This is a genomic window from Pseudonocardia oceani, from assembly GCF_019263585.2.
Taxonomy (GTDB): Bacteria; Actinomycetota; Actinomycetes; order Mycobacteriales; family Pseudonocardiaceae; genus Pseudonocardia; species Pseudonocardia oceani.
In genome coordinates, this window is sequence record NZ_JADQDF010000001.1 from 1,116,359 (window position 1) to 1,142,030 (window position 25,672).

Below are 25,672 nucleotides of genomic sequence, written 5' to 3' on the forward strand. Positions count from 1 at the left end.
CGGGCTCAGAGGTTCTCGACGGCGACGGGCTCGATGCCCTCGTCGGCGGGGAGCTCGAAGCCCAGCACCTGGCTGTAGAAGCTCAGCTCGGCGTCCAGCGCGCGGCGGATGTTCTCCGCGCGCCGGAAGCCGTGCTGCTCGCCCTCGAACAGCAGGTAGGCGACGGGCACGCCCTTGGCCCGCAGCGCGTCGACGATCATCTCGGACTGCTCCGGCGGCACGATCGCGTCCTCGGCGCCCTGCAGCACGATCAGCGGCGCCGAGAACTGCGTGAGCTGGTGGATCGGCGAGCGCTCGACGTAGGTCTCGCGCTCCTGCGGGTAGGGCCCGACGAGCCGGTCGAGGTAGCGGCTCTCGAACTTGTGCGTGTCGCGCGCCAGCGCCTCGAGGTCGGCGACGCCGAAGTGGTCGGCGCCCGCCGCGAACGGCGACTCGGCGCGGGCGAGCGCCGAGAGCACCGTGAAGCCGCCCGCGGAGCCACCGCGGATGAGCAGGCGCCCGGGGTCGGCGCGGCCGGTGCCCGCGAGGCGCCGGGCGACGGCGAGACAGTCCAGGACGTCGATGACGCCCCACCGGCCCAGCAGCTCGTCGCGGAAGGCGCGGCCGTAGCCGGTGGAGCCGCCGTGGTCGACACTGACGACGGCGAAGCCGCGGGTGGTCCAGTACTGCACCCCCACCGAGAACGCCGACGACGCCGAGGACGTCGGCCCGCCGTGGATGACGACCAGCAGCGGCGGCAGCTCGCCCTCGGGGCCGGTGTGCGTGGCGCTGGCCGGGGGGAAGTGCAGGGCGTGCGCGGTGCGCGGCTCCCCCGCCGCGTCGGTGGACGGGACCGTCAGGTGCTCGGCCACGGAGATCCCGGCGGGGTCGAGCCCCAGGTCGCGCGGCGGGCACAGCACGACGGCGGTGGTGTCGGTGTCGGGCCCGGGCGGGGTGACGCGGTAGACGCCGGCCTCGGCCGTCGGCGTGCCGGCGACGACGACGGCCGACTCCCCCGCCGCGCGCAGCACGGAGACCTCGCAGAACGGCAGGTCGAGGTCGGCGATCAGGCCGCCGGTGCCGCGCACGGACAGGGCGTCGGAGCCGGCGCGGCGGCGGGCGAACACGACCGACCCGTCGGCCAGCACCGCGTAGCGCGAGCCCGCGAGGCGCCAGCCGGGCACGCCGACCTCGGCGTCGATGCGGATGATCGGCTCGATGTCGGAGCCGGGGAGCCAGCGGTAGAGGTTCCACCAGTCGGTGCGGTCGGAGATGAACCACAGCGACCCGTCGGGCTGCCACGAGGGCTCCGACACCGACTCCCACGGCCCGCCCGCGACGACCGTCTCCTCGCCGGTGGCGAGGTCTCGCACCACGAGCTCGACGGCGTCCCACGGCATCGACGGGTGGTTCCACTGCAGCCAGGCCAGGGTGCCGCCGTCGGGGCTGATCCGGGGCGCGGCGACGAAGTCGGGCCCGGTGACCAGCACCTCGGGCTCCGACGGGCGGTCGGCGGCGAGCCGGACGACCTCGTTGCGCGGCTCGCCGTCGCCGTGCCGCTCGCGGACGCAGACGATCACGCCGCCGTCGGGGCCGGCGTGCACGTCGCCGTCGGCGTACCGGTCGCCGCGGGGCTGCGCGGGCTCGGGCGTCAGGGCCTCGGGCGCACCGCCGGGCGCGAGCCGGTACAGGCGCTGGTCGGCCCACTCGGTGAACCACACGACGCCGTCGCGGACCCACCAGGCGCCGCCGCCGTACTCGTGCACCGCGGTGCGGGCGTTGGAGCCGGCGGGCAGCAGGTCGGCGGTCGCGCCGTCGGCGGCGCGGCGGACGAGCTGCGTGCGCCCCTCGTCGGCGGGACGGGCCTCGGACCAGTAGACCTCGGCGCCGTCGACGCGGACCTCGGAGAGCGACACGGCCGCCGCGACGACGAGCTCGGAGGTGATCGGGGTGGGCCAGGATCCGAACGGCGCGGTCGTCACGACCCCAACGCTAGTGTCTCGGCGTGCGGAAAGCGCTCCACAGGAGCGCCACGGCCTCGCGCGCCGCCCCGGGGCGGACGACGGGCAATACGCCCACGGCGCCGGTCAGGCCGGTCCACCAGCGCACGGAGCCGTCGCGGCGCACCGTGCCCAGCGCCGGGGTGGCGCAGCGGCGGACCGCGGCGGGGAGCGAGGCGGGCAGCTCCGGGTCGCGGCACGAGCGCACCGTGACGGGCACCCGCAGCAGCTCGGGCAGCTCGCGCGCGATCTCCGAGCAGCTGGGGCAGGACACGTCGTAGACCGCGACGACCGACACCGTCTTCACGCGCCCAGCATGATCCCCGCCAGCGCGACCACCACGGTCAGGGCCAGCACCGGCCGCACGCGGGCCTGCGTGCGATCCCACACCGCGGTCCACGCGCCGTCGTCGCTCCAGGCGTGGGAGAGCAGCGGCATCGCCAGGCGTCCGGCCGCGAACCCGGCCGCCACGGCGAACGCGGCCGGGAACGGCACGACCAGCACGACGGCGAGCAGCACCAGGTGCGGCAGCGCCGACGGCGAGTAGGTGCGCATCCCGGTGCCCATCTCGAACCCGAACTGCAGCGCGCCCCACTCGCGCAGGTGCTGCACGTCCTCGGGCACGAGCCGGGCGTTCTCCGGCACCCGGAACGCCAGCAGGCCGCACTCGCGCGCCAGCACCGCGAGCGCCGCCGCGCCGAGCAGGGCCCAGCGGACGGGCGCGGGCACGAGCGCCTGCGGCACCGCCCCCACGACGCCCGCGACGAACGCCACGAGCACCGCTCCGAGGAGCAGTCCGGCACCGAAGTACCGCACGACCGGGGACCCGCGCCAGACCGGCGCGCTCAGCAGGAACGCCGAGTTGTGGCTTCAAGTGCTGCCGGAGTTGGCGAACCCGGCGCCCGCGCCCGCCACCGCGGCGAGCAGGAGCGGCGCGGGCAGCCACGCGCCCAGCGCGGCCAGTGCGAGCAGCGCCACCGCGGTGGTGGCAGGGTGCAGGGCGCGGCGGGTCACGGCGTCGAGGGAGGGGCTCAGCGCCCGGCCGGGAAGCGCGCGCCGAGGCCGGACAGCAGGCCGCCGCCCCCGTTGTCGTTGTCGCTGTCGGAGTCGCTCCGGCCGGAGTCGCTCTGCCCGTCGTCGTCGCTCCGGCCGGAACCACCGCTGCCGGAGTCGCCGCCGCGGCTGCCGGAGTCGCCCGAGCGGTCGGACGTGTCGGCCGGCGGGTCGGGCTCGGGGGTGTTCGCGGGCGAGCCGGCGGGCACGGGGCACGCGGCGATGGTGATGCCGCGGTAGTCGGTGCCGTCGGCGTAGACGACGGTCGTGGTCGCGTCCGAGCAGCGGTAGCCGTTCCAGCGCCAGGCGTTGCGGCCGTGGCAGCTCTGGGTGACGCGCGTGGACTCGTAGGAGTCGGGGCCGTCGGTGTAGCTGCCCTCGCGGTGGTAGCCGTTCGAGCAGGGGAAGCCGCCGCGGCGCCAGCCGCCGTAGCAGACCGCCGTGCCGGTGGAGGGCCAGTTGTCGGCCTCCTCGCGGTAGCTCTCGGGCTTGCAGCCCATGTGTTCGGCCTTGTCGTCGCCCTCGGTGGACTGCGCCGCGGCCTCGCGCCGCACCAGGAACCAGTCCAGCGGCACGAGCGCGGCGGCGGCCGCGGCGATCACGAGCCCGCGCAGCACCGTGCGCCGGCTCGGGCGGACGGCCCGGATGCGGGCGACGACCGCGCTGGGCACCGCCGCGGCGGGCGGCTGCGACGCCGTGGGGATCTCGTCGAGCCGCGTCATGCGCGCGCCACCTCGTGCTCGGCGATCAGGTCGAGCAGCAGGCCCCGGACGTCGGTGTCGGCGTAGACGAAGCGGCGGCGCACGACGACGCCCCGGGCGTCGAGGGCGAGCACGGTCGGCGAGTAGCCCTCGAACAGCGCACCGCGGACGTCGGGGTCGACGACGAGCTCGGCCAGGGAGTCGGCGAACTCCGCGCGGTCGGCCACCGCGGCGAACCGCACGCCCGGGCGGCTCACCTCGCCGAGCAGGGCGTAGACGTCGTGGCACTGCGCGCAGTCGGCGTCGAGGACGGCCACCAGCGCGCCGCTCTCGCCCTCGCGCGGGCGCACCGCGGCGGGCGCCGGGCGTCCGACGAGCGGGGCGTAGCCCGACAGCTCAGCGGCACGGCCGGTCTCCAGGGCGCGCACCCGCGCGTACACGGCCACGAGCGCGACGAGCGCGAACAGGGCGACGAGCAGCGCGATCAGCGCCACGGCGAGCGTGAGGGTCATGTCGGTCCGTTCCCGTCAGGTCCAGCGTCCGGTGAGCGCGCCGAGCGCGTCGACGATCTGGTCCTCGGCCATGGTGGTGGGGGCGCGACCGGACTCCGGCCCCAGCAGCACCAGGTCCATCGCGAGGCTGTCGCCGGCGAGGATGTAGCGCCAGCTGTGCGGGCCGCCCGCCGTCAGCGCGGTGGCGCGCGGGTCCATTTCGCGCCCGGCGCGCCACAGCTCGCCGCCGGGCAGGGCGAGCCCGGCCCACTCGGGCAGGCTCGGCAGGACGTCGACGGAGCGGCGGACGATCAGCGTGGCCGACTCGCTGTGCCCGATCAGCGCGACGTCGGGCTGCGACACCAGCAGCGGCGCCGCCGGCGTCAGCGCCGCGCCGCGGGGGCCGTCGTCGTAGCGGAAGGAGGTGAGCATCGTGCTGACACCCATGAGGTCGGGGGCGGGCCCGCCGAACCAGGTGGTGGCCTCGTGGTGCGGGCCGGCGAGGACGAGTGCGGAGTCGGAGCGGTCGCGCGCCTCGTAGACGACGGCGTCGTAGCCGCGCATCGGCTGCACGCGCTCGGTCGCGCCCGGCATCACGTGCGTCGGGATGGCGCGGTGCTGCCCCAGCGGCGCCAGGAAGAACTGCCGCGACATGTAGGGCCCGGCGAACCGGGTGCTGCCGTACCACCGGAAGTCACCGAACGCGTCCGGCACCTCCAGCTCCACGGGCGCGCCGGAGGGAGCGACCAGCGAGACCGCCCGGGTGGTGGCAGCCACCATGATCGACCTCCGTGTCCGTTCCGGGACACCGTGCGGGTCCCACGTCGTCCAACGACCGGGTGACGGTCCCGTGACGCCGCCACGCGGGTCGCGATCTACGCCGATCGGGTGGTCACGCGGGTAGCGTGGCCCGGGCCCGCACCGCCCGCGCGAAAGGTCCCCGATGATCGAACCGACCCCCTCGCAGGAGCCGATCGACGCCGAGATCGTCGCGTCCGAGGAGATCCCACCGGTCGAGGCGCCCCGTCCCGACTACGACGAACACGGTGTCCCGAGCTTCGACTACGTCCGTGACCGGATCGAGGGTCGTCACGCTGTGTCACAGGGATCCGCCGAGCTGGCCGACGCCACCCCGGAGGGCCGCAGCGTCGAGGAGCAGTTCACCGAGCGTGAGCGGGCGGCGAAGGCGAAGCTCGAGGAGATCCGCCGCTCGATGGGCTAGCCGACGGCCGCGGCGGCCGTGAGCGCGAGCAGCGCCCGGCTCGCGGGGGCGTCGACCCCGTGCCGCGCCGCCAGCCGCACGACCGCACCGGTGAGCCCGTCGACCTCCAGCGCCCGCCCGGCGAGGCGGTCCTGCAGCATCGAGGTCGTCGCGCCGGCGGGCAGTCCCTGCAGCCAGCGCAGCGCCTCCCCGGCGGCACCGTCGGGCAGGTCGGCGCCCTCGGCCCGGCCGACGGCCACCGCCTCCCGCAGCGCGGCCAGCGCCAGTTCGGCCACGGCCGGCTCGCGCAGCACCTCGACGCGGCGGGCCGTGAGCGCGGTGATCGGGTTGACCACGACGTTGGTGAGCAGCTTGCGCCACGCCGCCGTGCGGAAGTCGGCGACCGCCTCGACCCGCAGCCAGGTCGACGCGAACAGCCCCGCCGCGGCCCGCCCGGGCCCGTCGTCGGCCAGGACGAGCTCGCGCTCGGTCCGCCGCGCGCGCACCTGCCCCGGCCCCGTCCGCTCGGCGTTGACGTAGACGAGCGCCGGCGCGACCCGCCCGCGCAGGGCGGGCGGCACGCGCTCGGCGTGGTCGATGCCGTTCTGCGCGGCCACGACGACGGTGTCCGGGCCGGCGAGCGCGTCGAGCCACGGCGCGGCCGTGGCCGACTGGTGGATCTTGGTGGCCAGCACGACGAACGGGACGGGCTCCGCGTCAGCGGGGTCGGCCAGCGCGGTGAGCGCGCGGGTGCGGACGCCGCGGTCGTCGTCGGTGAGGGTCACCGACGCGGGCGAGCGGCAGCCGAGCACCTCGTGGCCGGCCTCGGCGAGGGCGACGGCGAGGACCCCGCCCACGGCCCCCACCCCGACGACGGCGACGCGCACCGGCTCCCCCTTCCCCCGCCACCGGCCCCTACTCGCAGCAAGGCCACCTTGAGGACGATCCACGTCCTCAAGGTGGCCTTCCTGCAACTCGGACCGGTGGTACCTACTGCTGCGCGCGCGAGTCCCCGCGCTTGAAGATCTTGCTACCCAGCCACACCAGCGGGTCGTACTTCCGGTCGACGACGCGCTCCTTGAGCGGGATCAGCGCGTTGTCGGTGATCTTGATGTGCTCGGGGCACACCTCGGTGCAGCACTTGGTGATGTTGCAGTACCCCAGGCCGTGCTCCTCCTGCGCCGCCTGCTGGCGGTCGGCGGAGTCGAGCGGGTGCATGTCGAGCTCCGCGATCCGCATGAGGTAGCGCGGGCCGGCGAAGTTCTCCTTGTTCTCCTCGTGGTCGCGGACCACGTGGCAGGTGTTCTGGCACAGGTAGCACTCGATGCACTTGCGGAACTCCTGGCTCCGCTCGACGTCGATCTGCGCCATCCGGTACTCGCCCGGCTCGACGCCCTCCGGCGGCGCGAAGGACGGGATCTCGCGCGCCTTGGTGTAGTTGAACGACACGTCGGTGACGAGGTCACGGATCACCGGGAAGGTCCGCAGCGGCGTGACCGTGATGACCTCGTCCTCGTCGAACGTGCTCATCCGGGTCATGCACGCCAGGCGCGGGCGCCCGTTGATCTCGACGCTGCACGAGCCGCACTTGCCGGCCTTGCAGTTCCAGCGCACGGCCATGTCCTGGGCCTGGGTCGCCTGCAGCCGGTGGATGATGTCGAGGACGACCTCGCCCTCGTTCACCTCCACCGGGTAGTCGACGAGCTCGCCCTTCTCGTCGTTGCCGCGCCAGACGCGGAAGTGCTGGTCGTGGGTCATGCCTTCTCCCCCTTGTCGGCCGCCGAACCCGCGCGGTGGCCGCCCAGCTCCTCGCCGGTGTAGTACTTCTTCAGCTCGTCGAGCTCGAACAGGTCGAACAGCTCGGGCCGCATCGGCACCTGCTCCTTGCGGACCAGGTCGACGTTGTCCTCGCCGAGCGCGGACAGCACCAGCAGCACGTGCCGCCAGTCGGAGTCCATGACCGGGTAGTCGTCGCGGGTGTGCCCGCCGCGGCTCTCCTGACGCTCCAACGCCGCCTTGGCGACGCACAGCGACACGAGCAGCATGTTGCGCAGGTCGAGCGCGAGGTGCCAGCCCGGGTTGAAGATCCGCTCGCCCTCGACGCTGACGGTGCGCGTGCGCACGGCGATGTCCTGCAGCGCCTTGAGCGCGAGCTCCATCTCGTCTTCCTTGCGGATGATCCCGACGAGGTCGTTCATCGTCTTCTGCAGCTCCTGGTGCACGACGAACGGGTTCTCCCCGCCGTCGGTGGCACTGGCGAACGGCAGCAGGGCGCGCTTCTCGGCCTCGACGACGTCGTCGACGAGGACCGCGGGGCGCGTACCGCCGAGCGAGTCGACGTACTCCGACGCCCCGGCGCCGGCGCGGCGGCCGAAGACCAGCAGGTCGGACAGCGAGTTGCCGCCCAGGCGGTTGGAGCCGTGCATGCCGCCCGAGCACTCGCCGGCCGAGAACAGGCCCGGCACGACCGACATCGCGGTGTCGGGGTCGACCTCGACGCCACCCATCACGTAGTGGCAGGTGGGACCGACCTCCATCGGCTCCTGGGTGATGTCGACGTCGGCCAGCTCCTTGAACTGGTGGTACATCGACGGGAGCCGCTTCTGGATCTCCTCGGGAGACAGGCGCGAGGCGATGTCGAGGAACACGCCGCCGTGGGGCGACCCGCGGCCGGCCTTGACCTCGGAGTTGATCGCGCGGGCGACCTCGTCACGGGGCAGCAGCTCCGGGGGGCGCCGGTTGTTGTCGGCGTCGGTGTACCAGCGGTCGCCCTCCTCGGGCGTCGTGGCGTACTGGTCCTTGAACACGTCCGGCACGTAGTCGAACATGAACCGCTTGCCCTCGGAGTTCTTGAGGATGCCGCCGTCACCGCGCACCGACTCCGTGACCAGGATCCCCTTCACCGACGGCGGCCAGACCATGCCCGTCGGGTGGAACTGCAGGAACTCCATGTTGATCAGCGTGGCGCCCGCACGCAGGGCGAGCGCGTGGCCGTCGCCGGTGTACTCCCAGGAGTTCGACGTCACCTGGTAGCTCTTGCCGACGCCGCCCGTGGCCAGCACGACGGCCGGGGCGTCGAAGCGCACGAACTGCCCCGTGGAGCGGTAGTAGGCGAACGCGCCCGCGATGCGGCCGTCGGCCTTGAACAGCTCGGTGATGGTGCACTCGTGGAACACGCGGATGTTGGACTCGTAGTCGCCGGTGGCGATGTAGTCCTCCTGCTGCAGCGACACGATCTTCTGCTGCAGGGTGCGGATCATCTCCAGGCCCGTGCGGTCGCCGACGTGCGCGAGCCGCGGGTAGGTGTGCCCGCCGAAGTTGCGCTGGCTGATCTTGCCGTCCTTGGTGCGGTCGAACAGCGCACCGTAGGTCTCGAGCTCCCAGACGCGGTCGGGCGCCTCCTTGGCGTGCAGCTCGGCCATCCGCCAGTTGTTGAGGAACTTCCCGCCGCGCATGGTGTCGCGGTAGTGGACCATCCAGTTGTCGTTGCTGTTGACGTTGCCCATGGCGGCCGCGCAGCCGCCCTCGGCCATCACGGTGTGCGCCTTGCCGAACAGCGACTTGGAGATGATCGCGGTGCGCTTGCCCTGGGCGCGCGCCTCGATGGCCGCGCGCAGCCCGGCACCGCCGGCACCGATCACGACGACGTCGTACTCGTGCCGCTCGATCTGGGTCTCGGTCCGGTCGTTCTCGTTCGAGGTCATTCAGATCACCCCACGATCCGCAGGTCGGAGATCCACCCGGCCGAGACGGCCATGACGTAGAAGTCCGTGAAGGCCAGGGTCCCCAGTGTGAGCCACGCGAGCTGCATGTGCTTGGCGTTGAGCCGCGAGACGAACTGCCAGCTCTTGTAGCGCATCGGGTGCCGGGAGAAGTTGTTGATGCGGCCGCCGACGATGCTGCGGCAGGAGTGGCACGAGATCGTGTACGCCCACAGGGCGACGACGTTGGCCAGCAGGATGATGTTGCCCAGCCCGATGCCGGTGGTGAACGACAGGATCATGTCGTAGGTGTTGATCACCGAGATGATCGCGGCGGCGTAGAAGAAGTACCGGTGCAGGTTCTGCCCGAGCAGCGGGAAGCGCGTCTCGCCGGTGTACTTCTTGTGCGGCTCGGCCACGGCGCAGGCGGGCGGCGACAGCCAGAAGGCCCGGTAGTAGGCCTTGCGGTAGTAGTAGCAGGTGAGCCGGAACAGCAGCAGGAACGGCAGCGTCAGCGACGCGTAGGGCAGCCACCAGACGTCCGGCAGGAACTGCCCGAAGTGCGACGACTCCGGGATGCAGCCCACCGAGACGCAGGGCGAGTAGAACGGGGTCAGGTACTCGTACTCGCCCACCCAGTAGTTGTCCTGCTGGAAGGCGCGCACGGTCGCGTACACGACCCAGGCGGTGAGCCCGGCGAAGTTGAGCAGTGGTGGCAGCCACCACCGGTCGGTGCGCAGCGTCCTGGCCGAGATCTGAGCCCGGCCCGTGGACGCGTCTGTGGTGGATGACACGTCAGTGGGTCCTCAATCTTCCGCGGTCGAATCTGGGCCGGAGCGTACGACGTAACGCCTGCCACTTCGGTGACGGGTCGGGAACAAACGGCGTGGTCGAGACAGGCGTCACACTCGGTCCGGCGCATCCGCGCACGACGAGCGGCCCGGCCCCCGTGGGGGTCGGGCCGGTCGACGGCGGCGGCGGGTCAGGCCGAGCGGCGGCTCCCCGTCGTGGCGTGCAGGTAGTCCCGGTTGAGCTGGGAGATGACGTCGAGCGGGATCTCCTTGGGGCAGGAGACCGTGCACGCGCCGGTGTTGGTGCAGCCGCCGAAGCCCTCCGCGTCGTGCTGCTCGACCATCCGCACCACGCGGTCGTCGCGCTCGGGCCGGCCCTGCGGCAGCTCGCCGAGGTGCGTGATCTTCGCCCCGAGGAACAGCGACGCCGAGCCGTTGGGGCACGCGGCGACGCAGGCGCCGCAGCCGATGCAGGCCGCCGCGGTGAACGCGCGCTCGGAGTTGGGCTTGGGCACGGGCGTGGCGTGGGCGTCGGGCGCCGATCCCGTCGGCGCGCTGATGAAGCCGCCGGCCTGGATGAGTCGGTCGAACGCGCTGCGGTCGGTGACCAGGTCCTTGACCACCGGGAACGCCGACGCGCGCCAGGGCTCCACGACGATCGTCTCGCCGTCGCGGAAGTGCCGCAGGTGGAGCTGGCAGGCCGTCGTGGCCTTCTGCGGGCCGTGCGGCTCGCCGTTGATCACCATCGCGCAGGACCCGCAGATGCCCTCGCGGCAGTCGTGGTCGAACGCCACCGGCTCGTCACCGGACAGGATGAGCTTCTCGTTGAGGACGTCGAGGAGCTCCAGGAACGACATGTCCTCGTCGGCGTCGTCGACCTGGTAGCCGACCATCCGGCCCTTCGCCTCGGGGGCGTCCTGGCGCCAGATCTTCAGGGTGAGCTTCACTTGTAACTCCGCTGGCTCGGGGTGACGTAGTCGAAGACCAGGTCCTCCTTGTGCAGGACCGGGGGTTCGCCGACACCGGTGAACTCCCACGCCGCGGCGTAGGAGAAGTTCTCGTCGTCGCGCTCGGCCTCGCCGTCGACCTGGCTCTCGGCGCGGAAGTGGCCGCCGCAGGACTCCGTGCGGTGCAGCGCGTCGAGGCACATCAGCTCGCCGAGCTCGAGGAAGTCGGCCACGCGGCCGGCCTTCTCCAGCGACTGGTTCAGCGTGGCCGCCGAGCCGGGGACCTTGACCGACTGCCAGAACTCGCGGCGCAGCTCCTTGATCAGGTCGAGCGCCTTGCGCAGGCCCTCGTCGGTGCGCTCCATGCCGCAGTGGTCCCACATGATGTGGCCCAGCTCGCGGTGGAAGGAGTCGACGGTGCGCGTGCCGTCGATCGAGAGGAGCTTCTCGATCCGGTCGGTGACCTCCGTGCGGGCCTCGACCACCTCGGGGGCGTCCGCGGCGACCGGCTCCAGGTGGTTCTTGGCCAGGTAGTCGCCGATGGTGTTGGGCAGGACGAAGTAGCCGTCGGCCAGGCCCTGCATCAGCGCGGACGCCCCGAGGCGGTTGGCGCCGTGGTCGGAGAAGTTCGCCTCGCCGACGACGAACATGCCCGGGATCGTGCTCTGCAGGTCGTAGTCGACCCACAGGCCGCCCATCGTGTAGTGCACCGCCGGGTAGATGCGCATCGGGACGTCGTAGGGGTCCTCGCCGGTGATGCGCTCGTAGATGTCGAAGAGGTTGCCGTACTTCGCGGCCACCGCGGGCCGTCCCGTCCGCTCGATGATCTCGGAGAAGTCGAGGTAGACGCCCAGTCCCGACGGGCCGACGCCGCGCTTGGCGTCGCACACCGTCTTGGCCGCGCGGCTGGCGATGTCGCGGGGCACCAGGTTGCCGAACGCCGGGTACTGGCGCTCGAGGAAGTAGTCGCGCTCGTCCTCGGGGATGTCCTTCGGCGAGCGGGTGTCGCCCATCTCCTTCGGGACCCAGATGCGGCCGTCGTTGCGCAGCGACTCGCTCATCAGCGTCAGCTTCGACTGGTGGTCGCCGCTGACCGGGATGCACGTCGGGTGGATCTGGGTGAAGCACGGGTTCGCGAAGAGCGCACCCTTGCGGTGCGCGCGCCAGGTCGCCGTGACGTTGCAGCCCTTGGCGTTCGTCGAGAGGTAGAAGACGTTGCCGTAGCCGCCGCTGGCCAGCACCACCGCGTCGGCCAGGTGGGTCTCGACCTCGCCGGTCACCATGTCGCGCACGATGATCCCGCGCGCCCGCCCGTCCACGACGACGAGCTCGAGCATCTCGTGGCGGGTGTGCATCTCGACGCGGCCAGCGTCGATCTGGCGCTCCAGCGCCTGGTAGGCGCCGAGCAGGAGCTGCTGGCCGGTCTGGCCCTTCGCGTAGAACGTCCGGGAGACCTGCACGCCGCCGAACGAGCGGTTGTCGAGCAGGCCGCCGTACTCGCGGGCAAACGGCACGCCCTGCGCCACGCACTGGTCGATGATCTGCACGCTGACCTCGGCGAGTCGGTGCACGTTCGACTCGCGGGCGCGGAAGTCGCCGCCCTTGACGGTGTCGTAGAACAGCCGCTGCACGGAGTCGCCGTCGTTGCGGTAGTTCTTCGCGGCGTTGATCCCGCCCTGCGCGGCGATCGAGTGCGCCCGGCGCGGGCTGTCCTGGTAGCAGAAGCTCGACACCTGGTAGCCGGCCTCGGCCAGCGTCGCCGCGGCCGAGCCGCCGGCCAGGCCGGTGCCCACGACGATGATCTTCATCTTGCGCTTGTTCGCGGGGTTGACCAGCTTGACGCCGAACCGGCGGCGCTCCCACCGGGTCTCGATGGGCCCGTCGGGGGCGGCGGTGTCGACGATCGGCTCACCGATCGAGAAGTCGCTGTACATGCTCATGCTCAGGACACCAATCCGAAGGTGATCGACAGCGGGACGACCAGGAAACCGACGGCCAGCGCGATCGCGACCACGTTCGCCGTGGTCTTCAGCGCGACCAGATTGCCCCCGCGGGTGCGGCCGAGCGACTGCACCGCGCTCCACAGCCCGTGGCGCAGGTGCAGCGTCAGCGCGAGGATCGACAGCACGTAGAACGCGGTCACGTACCAGCGCTGCGGCGCGAAGTCGGCGACGAGGTTGGCGTAGACGTCGCCGTACACACCGTTGGGGTTCAGCGTGCCCGTCGTCAGGTCGAGGATGTGGTAGACGATGAACAGCGCGACGATCACGCCGCCCCAGCGCATCGTCCGGGCGGCGTAGGAGCCCGCCACCTTGCTCTTGTGCGCGTACTTCACCGGCCGCGCCCTCGACGCCCGGCGGGCGAGCACCGTCGCCGCGACGATGTGGCCGATCACCGCGGCCAGCAGGACGATCCGCACGAACCACAGGACGGTCTGCTCCGGCAGCGCGGGCTCGCCGACGACGCGCAGCCACTCCGCGTAGAGGTCGAGCGACTCGGCCCCCAGGAAGATCTTCAGGTTGCCGACCATGTGCGCGACGAGGTAGAGGAACATGATCGCGCCGGAGACGGCCATCACGTACTTGAGCTGCACGGACGACGGCCGCGGAGCACGACGGGGCGGCGCACCCACATCACCGCGCTGAGCCAGGGAGACCATGCACCAAGGGTGACTACCGGAGCGGGGGGTCGTCCAATGCATCGAACCCGGCTTGGCCATGCCCAATCGCTATGCATGCCGCAGTGACCCTGCTCAGCGGGACGACCCCGGGCGTCGACGTGGGCCGGTTCACTCGGGAGGAGGAGTGCCCATTCCTTCGCCGTTCTTGCATGAGCGTCACCGGTTCGATGCTCCTACGCTATGGCGGTGACGTTGACGCAGCTCGCGTACCTGGTGGCACTGGCCGACTCGCGCAGCTTCACGCGCGCCGCCGACGCCGTGGGGGTCGCGCAGCCGACGCTGTCGCGGCAGCTGCGCGTGCTGGAGGACGAGTTCGGGGCGGCGCTGGTGGAGCGGGGCGGGCGCGAGGGCGTCAGGCTCACCCCGGCCGGTGAGGTGGTGCTGCCGCTGGCCCGCCGGATGCTGGCCGACGCCGACCGCGCGCGCACCGGCGTCGCGGAGCTGATCGGGCTGCGCAGCGGGCGCGTGCGCGTCGGAGGCACACCGTCGCTGTGCATCGGCGTGCTGGCCGACGTGCTGCGGGTGTTCCACGAGCAGCACCCCGACGTGCGACTGGAGCTGGTGGAGAGCGGGTCCCAGCCGCTGGTGCGCTCGCTGGTGCGCGGGGAGCTCGACGTCGCGCTGGTGATCGTGCCGACCACCGGCATCGACCCGGCACTGCACACCACGCCGGTGCTGCGCGAGCGGCTGTCGGTGGCCTCCCCCGCCTCGGACCGCGCGCCGACCACCCGGGCGTCGCTGACGATCCACGAGCTCGCCCGCCGCCCGCTCATCGTCCCGCGGCTGGGCTACGACGTGCGGGAGGCGACGCTGCAGGCCTACGCCGATGCCGGCGAGACGCCCCGGTTCGCCGTGGAGGGCGGGGAGATGGACGCGGTGCTGCGCCTGGTCGAGGCCGGGACGGGCGTCGCCGTGGTGCCCGACCTCGTGTTCGCCGGGCGCCCGCGGCTGCGCCGCACGGTGCTCACGCCCGCGCTGTACCGCACGGTCGCGCTGGCCCGCCGCGCCGACCTCGCCCCGACCCACGCGATGCAGGCCTTCCGCGACACCCTCCTGTCCTTCCTCGCCGACCTGTCGGCCGGGGACAACCTGCCCGGCGACGTGCAGGTGCTGCGCCGCCCCGACCCGCTCCCGGGCTGAGAGACTGGCCGCATGGCCGACGTGCACTTCTACTTCGATCCGGTGTGCCCCTTCGCGTGGATGACCAGCAAGTGGGTGCGGCAGGTGCAGGCGGCGCGCGACTACACCGTCGACTGGCGGTTCATCTCGCTGCGGCTGCTCAACGCCCACATCGACTACGACACCCACTTCCCGCCGGAGTACGAGGCCGGGCACACCGCGGGCCTGCGCCTGCTCCGCCTGGCCGCCGCCACGCGGGAGGCGTACGGGCGCGAGGCCGTCGACGGGCTGTACGCCGCGCTCGGCGCCGAGGTCTTCGACCGCGCCCCGGTGCCCGACGCCGCCGCCGACCACGGCCGCCGCGGCACCGCGGAGTTCGTGGCGCCGGTGCTCGCCGGGCTCGGGCTGCCCGCCGACCTCGCCGACGCCCTCGACGACACCTCCCACGACGCGCTGATCCAGGCCGAGACCGACGAGGCGCTGGCACTCACCGGCAAGGACGTCGGCACGCCGATCCTGCACTTCGAGCCGCCGCAGGGCGTGGCGTTCTTCGGCCCGGTGATCAGCCGCCTGCCCCCGGACGACGAGGCCGCGGAGCTGTGGGACCACGTCATCGCCCTGGCCCGCTTCCCCGGCTTCGCCGAGCTCAAGCGGAGCCTGCGCGAGCTCCCCCGCCTGCGGGCGCTCGGGGTGGCCGACGACGAGGTCGGGGTGGAGCAGGACTGGCACGGCGGGAGCAGGCGGCAGAAGCGCTAGCCCCGCGCCGCACGGACGTGCCGGTCGCGGGTGCACCGGAGGCGTGCCTCGGCGAGCCGCGGGTGCACCGGGCGCGGCCGGGCGCCGGGTGCGGCCGGGCGCCGGTCGCACACAGGGTGCGGGGGTGGCACACAGGTCCGGACCTGTGTGCGAGCCACCCGGCCTGTGTGCGAGCTTCCGCTCGGGTCTGGTGCGGAGACCGGTGCGGCGAGGGTTGGTGTGGGCTACAGGTCGGGGCTGTCGAGCTCGTCGTCGAGCTCGGTCCCGTGGGCGGCGAGGGCCTCGCGCACGACGCGGTAGGCGATGCTGCCGCCGTAGCCCTTGCGCGCGAGCATGCCGACCAGCCGGTTGGCAGCCTTCTTCCGCTGCTCCGGGGTGTCGGCGGGCACCGTGCGCAGCTTGCGGTCGACGAGCTCGCGGGCGCGCCGCTCCTCCGACGCCGGGTCGACCTCCTCCAGCGCCTCCCCCGCCACCTCGTCGTCGACGCCCTTGCGGCGCAGCTCCATCGCGATCGCGCGCCGCGAGAGGCCCCGGTAGGTGTGGCGGGAGCGCACGTACTGCCCCGCGAACGCGGCGTCGTCGATGAGACCGACCTCGTCGAAGCGGCTCAGCACCGACTCGGACGCCTCGTCGGGCACGCCCCGCTGCTTCAGGGCCTGGGCCAGCTCGTGCCGGGTGCGGGCGCGGTCGGTGAGCAGCCGCAGGCAGATCTCGCGGGCGGCCACCAGCGGGTCGGCGTCCGGGTCGATCTGCTGGGGACCCCAGCCGCGCCGGGGCTTCTCGTCGGCGGTCCTGCGGTCGTCCGCCGGGCCCTCGCCGGTGGAGGGGGTGTCGGTGGAGGGGACATCGGCTGCGGGCGTGCCGGCGGTCCGCCGCGTGCGGGCCGCGGCACCGTCGCGCCGGGTCCGGCGCCCGACCCCCCGGCCCTCGCCCGACCGTCCGCCGTCGCCGGAGCGGGCCGGGCGGACGCGCCCCTCGCCGAAGCGCGCCGTGCGGGTGGGCGCGGCGGCTGCGGCGCCCTCGCCGTCGGCGGCGTCGAGCTCGGCCAGCGGTGCGGCCGGCGGGGCCTCCCCCACTTCGTCGAGGCGGGCGACCGGAGATCCCGCCGCCTCACCGTCACCCGTCTCACCGTCACCCGTCTCACCGTCACCCGTCTCGGCGTCGACGCCGGCCGTCCCGGCATCGGCCGGGGTGGCGTCGAGCCCCCCGAACCGTGCGACCGCCGCGGCGGGCCCGTCGGCGCCGATCCGGTCGAGCCGGGCCTCGGCGGCCGGCGTGGACTCCGCGCCGGCGTCACCGAACCGCGCGACCCGACCCACGATCAGAAGTCGACGGGAGCGGGGAGGGCGGCGTCGGCGTCGACGACGGCCCCGATTCCGAGCTTCTCCTTGATCCGCTTCTCGATCTCGTTGGCGACGTCGGGGTTCTCGCGCAGGAACTTGCGGGCGTTCTCCTTGCCCTGGCCCAGCTGGTCGCCCTCGTAGGTGTACCAGGCACCGGACTTGCGGACGAGGCCCTGCTCGACGCCCACGTCGACCAGCGAACCCTCGCGGCTGATGCCGACGCCGTAGAGGATGTCGAACTCCGCCTGCTTGAACGGCGGGGCGACCTTGTTCTTCACGACCTTGACGCGGGTGCGGTTGCCGACCATGTCGGAGCCGTCCTTGAGCGTCTCGATGCGGCGGATGTCGAGGCGCACGGAGGCGTAGAACTTGAGCGCCTTGCCACCGGTGGTGGTCTCCGGCGAGCCGAACATGACGCCGATCTTCTCGCGCAGCTGGTTGATGAAGATCATCGTGGTGCCGGAGTTGCTCAGCGCACCGGTGATCTTGCGCAGCGCCTGGCTCATGAGCCGGGCCTGCAGGCCGACGTGGCTGTCGCCCATCTCGCCCTCGATCTCCGCGCGCGGGACGAGCGCGGCCACCGAGTCGACGACGATGAGGTCGAGCGCGCCGGAGCGGATCAGCATGTCGGCGATCTCGAGCGCCTGCTCCCCCGTGTCGGGCTGGGAGACGAGCAGGTTGTCGGTGTCGACGCCCAGCGCCTTCGCGTACTCCGGGTCGAGCGCGTGCTCGGCGTCGATGAAGGCCGCGATGCCGCCCGCGGCCTGGGCGTTGGCCACCGCGTGCAGCGCGACCGTGGTCTTGCCGCTGGACTCCGGGCCGTAGATCTCCACGACGCGGCCGCGGGGCAGGCCGCCCACGCCGAGCGCGACGTCGAGCGCGATGGAGCCCGTGGGGATGATCCCCACCGGCGGGCGGGTGTCGTCGCCGAGGCGCATCACCGAGCCCTTGCCGTGGTTCTTCTCGATCTGGGCGAGGGCGAGTTCGAGCGCCTTCTCGCGGTCGGGTGCTGCGGTCATCGCCGGCTCCACATCGTGCTCGTGTCGGACTGGAAGGTCGTTGTCGACGGTAGGGGCGACCACCGACATTCTGCGGGCGAGGTCCGGAACTGTGGACGGCCACCGCGCCATGTGGACAACACGATAGCGAACACTTGTTCGATCGTGACTCCGACACGCCGGACGGATAGGATCCCGCGCCGGGCGGTGCTCCTACTGCCGAGCGGGCGGCACGTCGTAGGCCGCGCAGACCGCCCGCCACACGTCGCGGGCGTCGTAGCCGAACTCCAGCGCCTGCTCCACGGTGCGGCCGCCGAGCTCGGCGAACACGTGGTCACGGGCGAGCGAGGAGGCGCGCACGGCCCCGAACTCGCCCTCCATCAGCTCGCGGAACTGGGTGAGGCGCACGCGGTCCAGGCTAGCGTCGCGGGCATGACGACGCCGTTGCGGCAGGTGTGGAGCGAGCTCGGCGGCGACCCCGCCGCCCCGGGCAGGCTCGCGGTGACGGGTCCGCCGGCCGTGCTGCGCTCGGCCTTCGACGTCACCGGTGCCGGCGTCGCCGCGGTCGGCGCGAGCCTGCTGGCCGCCACCGACCGCCCGGTCGGGCTCGACACCCGCACGCTCGCGATCGCGCTGCGCAGCGAGCGGTACGTGCTGCGCCGCGGGACGTCGCTGGGGGCGCCGTTCGACCCGCTCTCGGCGTTCCACCGCACCGCCGACGGCTGGCTGCGGCTGCACGCCAACTACCCGTGGCACCGGGCCGCCGCACTGCGGGTGCTGGGGTGCACGGAGGCGCAGGTGCCGTCGGCGATCGCAGAGCGGACGGGCGTCGAGCTGGAGGCGGCGGTGCACGCGGCGGGCGGGGTGGCCGCCGCGGTGCGCACGCAGGAGCGGTGGCGCGCGGAGACCGGTGCCCCGCCGCCGCTGGTCGAGCAGCGGGTCGTCGGCGAGGCGCCGCCCCGGCCCGTCCGCCGGCCCCGGGTCCTCGACCTGACCCGGGTCATCGCGGGCCCGGTCGCCACCCGCACGCTGGCCCTGCACGGTGCCGACGTCCTGCGCCTGGACGCACCCGACCGTCCGGAGATCCCGCTGCAGGCCGCCGACACGCTCCCCGGCAAGCGCTCGGCCCTGCTCGACCTGGCCGACGAGGGGCGGCGCGAGGAGCTGCTCGGTGACGCGGACGTCGTCGTCACCGGTTACCGTCCCGGCGCCCTGGACGCCTTCGGCCTCGCCCCCGACGCGCTCGCGCTACGCCATCCCGGCCTGGTCGTCGTCACCCTCTCCGCGTGGGGCGAGCAGGGGCCGTGGGGCGGGCGGCGCGGGTTCGACTCGCTGGTGCAGGCGGCCTGCGGGATCGCCGTCGAGGAGGGCTCGATCGACGCCCCGGGCGCGCTGCCCGCGCAGGCGCTCGACCACACCACGGGCTACCTCGGCGCCGCTGCCGCCCTGCTCGCGCTGGCCGCGCAGCGCCGCGAGGGCGGCACGCGGCACGTGCGGCTGTCGCTCGTCGGCACCGCGGCGTGGCTGCAGGGCCTGGCCCGCGGGGCAGCGGTCGACGTGCCGGAGGTCGACCCCGCCCCCCACCTGCAGGAGATGGGCGACCTCACGCTGGCCGCCCCGCCGGGCACCGTCGACGGGTCACCGCTGCGCTGGCCACGACCCGCGCCGTCGTTCGGCACGGCGACCCCGACGTGGGTAGCGTCGTAGAAGTGGACTATTCGGGCGATCCCACCGGCTTCTCGTCGCCGCTCGGCCAGCTCGTGGTGCTGATGATGCTGCTCACGTCGCTGACGCTGCTGCTGCGCTGGTGGTGGCAGAACCGCAGGCGCTGACGGCGGCGGCTCAGGTGTGTTCGGCCATGTACTGGTCGGCGCCGGTGTCGGAGTAGTCGAGCCCGGCACCGTGGGCGTGCTCGCGCTTGTAGGCGGCGAACTTCTCGCCGACCTCCTGGCGCACCTCGAGCGAGGCCTTCTGCAGGAAGGGGGCCAGGTCGTCGGCCTCCTCCTCGGCGAGGTGCTCGTCGTTGGCCTCGCGGGCGTCCTGGATGCCGGCCCACCACTCGTCGCTGCCCGGCTCGTTGCCGGCGGCGCGGCGGATGCCGTGGCGGATCTCGTCGTGGTCGGAGACGGCGTCCTCGGTCTCGTCCTCGACGTCCTCGACGCGCTTGAGCAGCTGCGGGTAGAAGAACTGCTCCTCGGCGCTGGCATGGACCTCGAGGTCGGCGGCCAGCGGGGCCCAGACCGCGGCGGCGGCGGTGGGGTCGTCACGGAGCTGCTCGAGCTCGGCGAAGCGCGCGCGGAACGACTCGTGGTCGTCGAGGATCAGGCGGATCACATCGGGCATGGGGTGCTGTTCCCGCAGGCCCCGGCGTCCAAACGGGAAAGTGTCGGACCCCCGGCGCATGATGGGTGGCGTGACCGCTCTCGACGGCTTCTCCCCCGCCACCCGGGACTGGTTCACGGGCGCCTTCGCCGCGCCCACCGCGGCGCAGGAGGGCGCGTGGAGCGCGGCGCAGGCCGGGCGGCACGCGCTGGTCGTCGCTCCGACCGGGTCGGGCAAGACGCTGGCGGCGTTCCTCTGGGCGCTCGACAAGCTGGCGGCCGGCCCGGTCCCCGAGGAGCCCAAGCAGCGCTGCCGGGTGCTGTACGTGTCGCCGCTCAAGGCCCTGGCCGTCGACGTCCAGCGCAACCTGCGCTCGCCGCTCACCGGCATCCGCCAGGCCGCGCAGCGCCTGGGCCTCACGGTCCCCGACGTCACGGTCGGGATGCGCACCGGCGACACGCCGGCCGACGAGCGCCGCTCGTTCATGCGCACCCCGCCCGACGTGCTGGTCACCACGCCGGAGTCGCTGTTCCTCATCCTGACGTCGGCGGCGCGCGAGTCGCTCAAGGGCGTCGAGACGGTGATCCTCGACGAGGTGCACGCGGTGGCCGGCACGAAGCGCGGCGCGCATCTCGCGCTGTCGCTGGAGCGCCTCGACGAGCTGCTTCCCGCCCCCGCGCAGCGCATCGGGCTCTCGGCCACGGTGCGCCCGATCGACGAGGTGTCCACGTTCCTCGCGGGCGCGCGGCCGGTGGAGGTCGTGCAGCCGACGATCCCGAAGACGATCGAGGTCACGGTCGAGGTGCCGGTGCCCGACCTCGCCGCGCTCGACCAGCGGCCGGCGCCGGGCAGCTCCGACGAGGAGGTCATCGGCTCGGCGGCGGGCACGGCGGAGCGGCCCTCGATCTGGCCGGCGGTGGAGCGGCGGCTGCTGGAGCTCGTGCGCACGCACCGCTCGACGATCGTGTTCTCCAACTCCCGGCGCCTGGCCGAGCGGCTCACGTCGCGGCTCAACGAGCTGGCGGCCGAGGAGGCCGAGGGCGCCCAGGACCTCGACGACCCGGACCGCGAACGGGCCTTCCCGGCGGAGGCGATCGGGCAGTCCGGCATCGGCGGCGGGGCTCCCCCGGTGGTCGCGAAGGCGCACCACGGGTCGATGTCGCGTGAGCAGCGCACACTCGTGGAGGAGGAGCTCAAGGGCGGGCTGCTGCCGTGCGTGGTGGCCACCTCCAGCCTGGAGCTGGGCATCGACATGGGCGCGGTCGACCTCGTGGTGCAGGTGGAGGCGCCCCCGAGCGTGGCGTCGGGCCTGCAGCGCGTCGGGCGGGCCGGGCACCAGGTCGGGGCGGTGTCCACCGGCGTCGTGTTCCCCAAGTACCGGGGCGACCTCGTGTCGTGCGCGGTCGTGGCCGAGCGGATGACGTCGGGCGCGATCGAGTCGATGCGCTACCCGCGCAACCCGCTCGACGTGCTCGCGCAGCAGATCGTGGCGATGGTCGCGCTGGAGCCGTGGGCCCTCGACGACCTCACGCGCGTCGTGCGCCGCGCCGCCCCGTTCGCCGCGCTGCCCGACTCCGCGCTGCACTCGGTGCTCGACATGCTGGCCGGGCGCTACCCGTCCGAGGAGTTCGGTGAGCTGCGGGCGCGCATCACGTGGGACCGCGTCACCGACACCCTGGCCGGGCGGCCCGGCGCGCAGCGCCTCGCCGTCACCTCCGGCGGCACGATCCCCGACCGCGGCCTGTTCACCGTGATGACGCCCGGCGGGGCCGACGGCGCGGGGTCGCGGGTCGGCGAGCTCGACGAGGAGATGGTCTACGAGTCGCGCGTCGGCGACACGTTCCTGCTGGGCACGTCGAGCTGGCGGGTCGAGGACATCACCCACGACCGCGTGATCGTCACACCCGCGCCGGGCGTGCCCGCGCGGATGCCGTTCTGGAAGGGCGAGTCGATCGGTCGCCCGCTGGAGCTCGGGCGGGCGGTCGGGGCGTTCGTGCGGGAGATGTCGGCGCTCGACACCGTCGACGCGCGGGCCCGCGCCGCGGCGGCCGGGCTCGACGAGTGGGCGATCGACAACCTGCTCGCCTACCTGCACGAGCAGCGCGACGCCACCCGGCACGTCCCGAGCGACCGCACGGTCCTCGTCGAGCGCTTCCGCGACGAGCTGGGCGACTGGCGCCTCGTGGTGCACTCGCCGTTCGGGCGCCAGGTCAACGGTCCGTGGGCGCTGGCGATCACCGCCCGGATGCGCGAGCGGCGGGGCGTGGAGTGCCAGGCGTCGGCGGGCGACGACGGGATCGTGCTGCGGCTGCCCGACGCCGTGGACGACTCCGGCACCGAGGTCGTCCCCACCGCGGAGGACGTGCTGCTCGACCCGTCCGAGGTCGAGCAGATCGTGGTGGCGGAACTGGGCGGGTCGTCGCTCTACGCGTCGCGGTTCCGGGAGTGCGCGGCCCGTTCGCTGCTGCTCCCCCGCCGCGACCCGCGGCGGCGCAGCCCGCTGTGGCAGCAGCGGCAGAAGTCGGCGCAGCTGCTGGCGGTGGCCGGGCGCTACGAGCAGTTCCCGGTCACGCTCGAGGCGATGCGCGAGTGCGTGCAGGACGTCTACGACCTGCCCGGCCTCCGCTCGCTGATGGCCGATGTGCAGGCGCGCAAGGTGCACGTCGTCGAGGTGCAGACGCCGGCACCGTCGCCGTTCGCGCGCAGCCTGCTCTTCGGCTACGTCGGGATGTTCCTCTACGAGGCCGACGCGCCGCTGGCCGAGCGCCGCGCCGCCGCCCTCTCGCTCGACTCCACGCTGCTCGCCGAGCTGCTGGGCTCCGAGGCGATCCGCGAGCTGCTCGACCCCGAGGTGCTGGCCGAGGTGGAGGCCTCGCTGCAGCGCCTCGCCGAGGACCGCCACGTGCGCGACGCCGAGGGCGCGGCCGACCTGCTGCGGTTCCTGGGCGACCTCACCACCGAGGAGGCCGCCGCCCGCGGCGTGGCCCCGGAGTGGCTCGGCGGCCTGGAGTCGGCGCGGCGCGCGATCCGCGTGCGGATGGGCGGCGAGGAGCGCTGGCTGGCCATCGAGGACGCCGGGCGGGTGCGCGACGCGCTCGGCGCGGCGCTGCCGGTGGGGGTGCCGGAGGCGTTCACCGAGCCGGTGGCCGATCCGCTGGGCGACCTCGTGCTGCGCTTCGCCCGCAGCCACGGCCCCTTCGCCGCGGCGCAGTGCGCGGCGCGGTTCGGGCTGGGCGTCGCGGTGGTGGCGGGCGTGCTCGACCGCCTCGTCGGGTCCGGGCGGGTGGTGCGCGGCGAGCTGCGGCCGGGCGCCGAGGGCATCGAGTACTGCGACGCCGAGGTGCTGCGGCGGCTGCGGCGCGGGTCGCTGGCGCGGCTGCGCGCCGAGGTGGAGCCCGTCGAGCAGCGGGCGCTGGGCCGGTTCCTGCCCGCGTGGCAGGGCGTGCGCACCGGAGCCGACGACGGCCGCCGCGGCCGGATGCGGCGCGCGCCCGGGGCGGAGGACGTGCTCGGCGTGGTCGAGCAGCTCGCCGGGGCGCCGCTGCCGGCGAGCGCGCTGGAGTCGCTGATCCTGCCCGCGCGGCTGCCCGGCTACACCCCCGCCCTGCTCGACGAGCTGACGGCGGCGGGCGAGGTCACCTGGACCGGGTGCGGGCCGCTCGCCGGCAGCGACGGCTGGCTGGCCATCGCGCCCGCCGACGTCGCCGACCTGCTGCTGCCCGAGCCCGAGCCGGACGTCGCCGACGCCCCACTGCACCGCGCCCTGCTCGCCGCGCTCGACGGCGGCGGCGCGCTGTTCTTCCGGGAGCTGGCCGACCGCGCCGGGCGCGCGCTGGTCGAGTCCGGCGACGCGGGTCCCGGCGACGACGCCGTGGTCGCCGCGATCTGGGACCTCGTGTGGGCCGGGCTGCTCACCAACGACACGCTCGGGCCGCTGCGGGCCCGGCTCGGCGGCGGCAAGGGCGGGGCGCACCGCACCCGCCGCACCGCCTCGCGCGGGCGGTACGCGCAGCTGCGCGCTGGGCGACCGACGATGCCCAGCCGCGGCGGGCCGCCGTCGGTGGGCGGGCGGTGGGCGCTCGCGGTCGACCGCGAGCCCGACGCCACCCGCCGCGCGCACGCCCGGGCGGAGGCGTTCCTCGAGCGGCACGGCGTGCTCACCCGCGGGGCGCTGGGCACCGGGCGGGTGGTCGGCGGGTTCGCGGCCGTCTACCGGGTGCTCCGCGCGATGGAGGACTCCGGGCGGGCGCGGCGCGGGTACGTCGTCGAGGGGCTGGGGGCGGCGCAGTTCGCGGTGCCCGGGGCGATCGACCGGCTGCGGGCCATGTCGCGGCCCGACGGCGCGCCGGGCGAGGACGGGCTCTCCCGGGTGGTCCTCGCGGCGGCCGACCCGGCGCAGCCCTACGGCGCGGCGCTGCCCTGGCCCCCCACCGCGGGCGACACGAAGCACCGGCCCGGCCGCAAGGCGGGCGCGCTCGTGGTGCTGGTGGAAGGAGCGCCGGCGCTGTACGTGGAGCGGGGCGGCAAGTCGCTGCTGTCGTTCAGCGCCGAGCACGACGAGCTGGCGGCAGCCGCGCAGGCGCTCGCCGGGGCGGTCCACGAGGGGTGGCTGGGCTCGCTGGCGGTGGAGAAGGCCGACGGGATCGGGTCGCTGGGCTCCGAGCTCGCCGACGTCCTGACCGAAGCCGGCTTCCGGGTGACACCCAAGGGGCTGCGCCTGCGGGCCTGACCCCCCCGTCGCACACCCACCGGCCGGTCGCAGGGGTGACGCAGCACCCCGACTCCGGTCGCACAGACAGCGGCCGGTCGCACAGGCTGCAGCGTGTGCGACGAGCCGGTGGGGCTGCGACCGCGGGGCCGGGACCCCTCCCGTCCCCGTGCGGCACACTTCCGCTGACGGAGGCGGACGAGGAGGCGGTATGCGGGCCGGTCCCGGTGACGAGACCCCGGCGCAGCGGCGTCGGCGGCGCGAGGAGGAGCGCCGCAGGCGGCAGGAGGAGGCGCGGCGGCGTCAGGAGCAGCGGGAGGACGCGAGCGACGCCGTCGACGGGGCGGCGGACGTCGTCGAGGCCGGGTCGGGCCTGGGGGTGCCCATCGGTCTGGGCCGCGGCGGGGGCCGCACGTCCGGCGGGCGCTCCGACGGGGGCGGCGGCGGGTGGGGCTGCGACGGCTGGGGCGGCGGCGGGGGTTCCCGCGGGTCCGGCTCGTCGGGCGGCGGAGAGGGTCGCGGCGGCGGGAGCGGCGCCGGATGGGGCTGCGGGGGCGGGTCCGGCGGGCGCTCGGGGGGCGGTGGATGCGACGGATGCGACTGCAACCTCTCGCTGCTCGCGATCACCCGGCTCTCGACCCTGCTCCTGCTGGCCGCGGCCGTGCTGCCCGACCGCGGCGGCGGCGCGCTGGCCCGAGGCCTGATCCGGCTCTACCGGCGCCGGATCACCCGGTTCACCCCCCGCTGCCCCTCGACGCCGAGCTGCAGCGCCTTCGCCCTGGCCGCCGTGCAGGAGCGCGGCGCGCGCCGCGGCCTCGTGGCCGCCGCCCGCCGGATCCGCGACTGCGGCACGACCGGGGCGGCGTGACGAGGGCGGCACGA

The 25,672-nt window shown here is 74.1% G+C and carries 25 protein-coding genes; 7 read left to right on the forward strand and 18 right to left on the reverse strand.

Going from position 1 to position 25,672, the window contains the following annotated elements:
- Window positions 1–5 precede the first annotated feature (5 nt).
- Genes I4I82_RS05610 through I4I82_RS05640 form a run of 7 tightly spaced genes read right to left on the reverse strand, consistent with a single transcriptional unit; the run spans window position 6 to window position 5,004 of the window.
- Window positions 6–1,961, reverse strand: a complete 1,956-nt coding sequence (locus tag I4I82_RS05610; protein WP_218595390.1) for a S9 family peptidase — start codon at window positions 1,959–1,961, stop codon at window positions 6–8.
- A 10-nt stretch (window positions 1,962–1,971) separates the two neighbouring features.
- Window positions 1,972–2,286, reverse strand: coding sequence for a hypothetical protein (locus tag I4I82_RS05615; RefSeq protein ID WP_218591466.1), 315 nt, complete (start codon window positions 2,284–2,286; stop codon window positions 1,972–1,974).
- Window positions 2,283–2,795 carry a hypothetical protein gene (locus tag I4I82_RS05620; RefSeq protein WP_218591465.1) on the reverse strand — a complete coding sequence of 171 codons (513 nt, stop codon included), beginning with the start codon at window positions 2,793–2,795 and terminating at the stop codon, window positions 2,283–2,285. Before I4I82_RS05620 ends, I4I82_RS05615 begins: the two co-directional genes overlap by 4 nt.
- Before the next feature lie 54 nt (window positions 2,796–2,849).
- Window positions 2,850–2,993, reverse strand: coding sequence for a hypothetical protein (locus tag I4I82_RS05625; protein WP_218591464.1), 144 nt, complete (start codon window positions 2,991–2,993; stop codon window positions 2,850–2,852).
- Between the two features lie 17 nt (window positions 2,994–3,010).
- Window positions 3,011–3,754 (reverse strand): hypothetical protein, encoded by a 744-nt coding sequence (locus I4I82_RS05630; RefSeq protein WP_218595391.1) that lies wholly within the window; start codon window positions 3,752–3,754, stop codon window positions 3,011–3,013.
- The gene (locus I4I82_RS05635; protein WP_218591462.1) at window positions 3,751–4,245 is read right to left on the reverse strand and encodes a hypothetical protein; all 495 of its coding nucleotides are present in this window, start codon (window positions 4,243–4,245) and stop codon (window positions 3,751–3,753) included. Before I4I82_RS05635 ends, I4I82_RS05630 begins: the two co-directional genes overlap by 4 nt.
- 15 nt (window positions 4,246–4,260) lie before the next feature.
- A complete protein-coding gene (locus I4I82_RS05640) occupies window positions 4,261–5,004 on the reverse strand; it encodes a hypothetical protein (protein ID WP_218591461.1) in 744 nt (247 codons plus the stop codon).
- 163 nt (window positions 5,005–5,167) lie between these two features.
- Here I4I82_RS05640 and I4I82_RS05645 point away from each other — a divergent pair, with 163 nt between their 5' ends.
- Complete coding sequence (locus I4I82_RS05645) at window positions 5,168–5,446, forward strand: hypothetical protein (protein WP_218591460.1); 279 nt, start codon at window positions 5,168–5,170, stop codon at window positions 5,444–5,446.
- Here I4I82_RS05645 and I4I82_RS05650 read toward each other — a convergent pair.
- From I4I82_RS05650 to I4I82_RS05680, 7 genes are all read right to left on the reverse strand, one after another.
- Window positions 5,443–6,312: a 2-dehydropantoate 2-reductase gene (locus tag I4I82_RS05650; RefSeq protein WP_218595392.1), complete on the reverse strand. Its 870-nt coding sequence runs from the start codon at window positions 6,310–6,312 to the stop codon at window positions 5,443–5,445. The genes I4I82_RS05645 and I4I82_RS05650 overlap by 4 nt on opposite strands.
- A 103-nt stretch (window positions 6,313–6,415) precedes the next feature.
- Entirely contained in the window at window positions 6,416–7,183 is a 768-nt protein-coding gene (locus I4I82_RS05655) for a succinate dehydrogenase/fumarate reductase iron-sulfur subunit (protein WP_218591157.1), read from the reverse strand.
- A complete protein-coding gene (locus I4I82_RS05660; protein WP_218591156.1) occupies window positions 7,180–9,129 on the reverse strand; it encodes a fumarate reductase/succinate dehydrogenase flavoprotein subunit in 1,950 nt (649 codons plus the stop codon). Before I4I82_RS05660 ends, I4I82_RS05655 begins: the two co-directional genes overlap by 4 nt.
- A gap of 5 nt (window positions 9,130–9,134) precedes the next feature.
- Complete coding sequence (gene sdhC, locus I4I82_RS05665; RefSeq protein ID WP_218591155.1) at window positions 9,135–9,920, reverse strand: succinate dehydrogenase subunit SdhC; 786 nt, start codon at window positions 9,918–9,920, stop codon at window positions 9,135–9,137.
- A 188-nt stretch (window positions 9,921–10,108) separates the two neighbouring features.
- Window positions 10,109–10,864, reverse strand: coding sequence for a succinate dehydrogenase/fumarate reductase iron-sulfur subunit (locus I4I82_RS05670; protein WP_218595393.1), 756 nt, complete (start codon window positions 10,862–10,864; stop codon window positions 10,109–10,111).
- Window positions 10,861–12,804, reverse strand: coding sequence for a fumarate reductase/succinate dehydrogenase flavoprotein subunit (locus tag I4I82_RS05675; RefSeq protein ID WP_372451482.1), 1,944 nt, complete (start codon window positions 12,802–12,804; stop codon window positions 10,861–10,863). Before I4I82_RS05675 ends, I4I82_RS05670 begins: the two co-directional genes overlap by 4 nt.
- 2 nt (window positions 12,805–12,806) lie before the next feature.
- A complete protein-coding gene (locus tag I4I82_RS05680) occupies window positions 12,807–13,523 on the reverse strand; it encodes a succinate dehydrogenase cytochrome b subunit (protein ID WP_218591153.1) in 717 nt (238 codons plus the stop codon).
- Window positions 13,524–13,730: 207 nt separating this feature from the next.
- On the opposite strand from I4I82_RS05680, the gene I4I82_RS05685 reads away from it, so the two are divergent.
- Together I4I82_RS05685 and I4I82_RS05690 are read left to right on the forward strand one after the other, a co-directional pair.
- Window positions 13,731–14,684, forward strand: a complete 954-nt coding sequence (locus tag I4I82_RS05685) for a LysR family transcriptional regulator (protein ID WP_218595394.1) — start codon at window positions 13,731–13,733, stop codon at window positions 14,682–14,684.
- 12 nt (window positions 14,685–14,696) lie between these two features.
- Window positions 14,697–15,419: a mycothiol-dependent nitroreductase Rv2466c family protein gene (locus I4I82_RS05690; RefSeq protein ID WP_218591151.1), complete on the forward strand. Its 723-nt coding sequence runs from the start codon at window positions 14,697–14,699 to the stop codon at window positions 15,417–15,419.
- A 224-nt stretch (window positions 15,420–15,643) separates the two neighbouring features.
- Here the strand turns inward: I4I82_RS05690 and I4I82_RS34735 are convergent, their stop codons facing one another.
- The 3 genes from I4I82_RS34735 to I4I82_RS05705 all read right to left on the reverse strand — a co-directional run bounded on the left by I4I82_RS34735 (window position 15,644) and on the right by I4I82_RS05705 (window position 18,168).
- On the reverse strand, window positions 15,644–16,738 hold the full coding sequence (locus I4I82_RS34735; RefSeq protein WP_308112768.1) for a regulatory protein RecX: 1,095 nt from the start codon (window positions 16,736–16,738) through the stop codon (window positions 15,644–15,646).
- 2 nt (window positions 16,739–16,740) lie between these two features.
- Complete coding sequence (gene recA, locus I4I82_RS05700; RefSeq protein ID WP_172159834.1) at window positions 16,741–17,781, reverse strand: recombinase RecA; 1,041 nt, start codon at window positions 17,779–17,781, stop codon at window positions 16,741–16,743.
- Window positions 17,782–17,973: 192 nt separating this feature from the next.
- Entirely contained in the window at window positions 17,974–18,168 is a 195-nt protein-coding gene (locus I4I82_RS05705; RefSeq protein WP_218595395.1) for a DUF3046 domain-containing protein, read from the reverse strand.
- 24 nt (window positions 18,169–18,192) lie between these two features.
- On the opposite strand from I4I82_RS05705, the gene I4I82_RS05710 reads away from it, so the two are divergent.
- Both I4I82_RS05710 and I4I82_RS34370 read left to right on the forward strand, forming a co-directional pair.
- On the forward strand, window positions 18,193–19,467 hold the full coding sequence (locus tag I4I82_RS05710; protein WP_218595396.1) for a CoA transferase: 1,275 nt from the start codon (window positions 18,193–18,195) through the stop codon (window positions 19,465–19,467).
- A gap of 2 nt (window positions 19,468–19,469) precedes the next feature.
- Window positions 19,470–19,592, forward strand: a complete 123-nt coding sequence (locus I4I82_RS34370) for a hypothetical protein (protein WP_255425225.1) — start codon at window positions 19,470–19,472, stop codon at window positions 19,590–19,592.
- Between the two features lie 10 nt (window positions 19,593–19,602).
- Here the strand turns inward: I4I82_RS34370 and I4I82_RS05715 are convergent, their stop codons facing one another.
- The gene (locus I4I82_RS05715) at window positions 19,603–20,103 is read right to left on the reverse strand and encodes a hemerythrin domain-containing protein (RefSeq protein WP_218591148.1); all 501 of its coding nucleotides are present in this window, start codon (window positions 20,101–20,103) and stop codon (window positions 19,603–19,605) included.
- Window positions 20,104–20,161: 58 nt separating this feature from the next.
- Between I4I82_RS05715 and I4I82_RS05720 the strand changes: the two genes are divergently transcribed.
- Window positions 20,162–24,811, forward strand: a complete 4,650-nt coding sequence (locus I4I82_RS05720) for an ATP-dependent helicase (RefSeq protein ID WP_218595397.1) — start codon at window positions 20,162–20,164, stop codon at window positions 24,809–24,811.
- 190 nt (window positions 24,812–25,001) lie between these two features.
- Window positions 25,002–25,658: a membrane protein insertion efficiency factor YidD gene (gene yidD, locus I4I82_RS05725; protein ID WP_218595398.1), complete on the forward strand. Its 657-nt coding sequence runs from the start codon at window positions 25,002–25,004 to the stop codon at window positions 25,656–25,658.
- Window positions 25,659–25,672 lie beyond the last annotated feature (14 nt).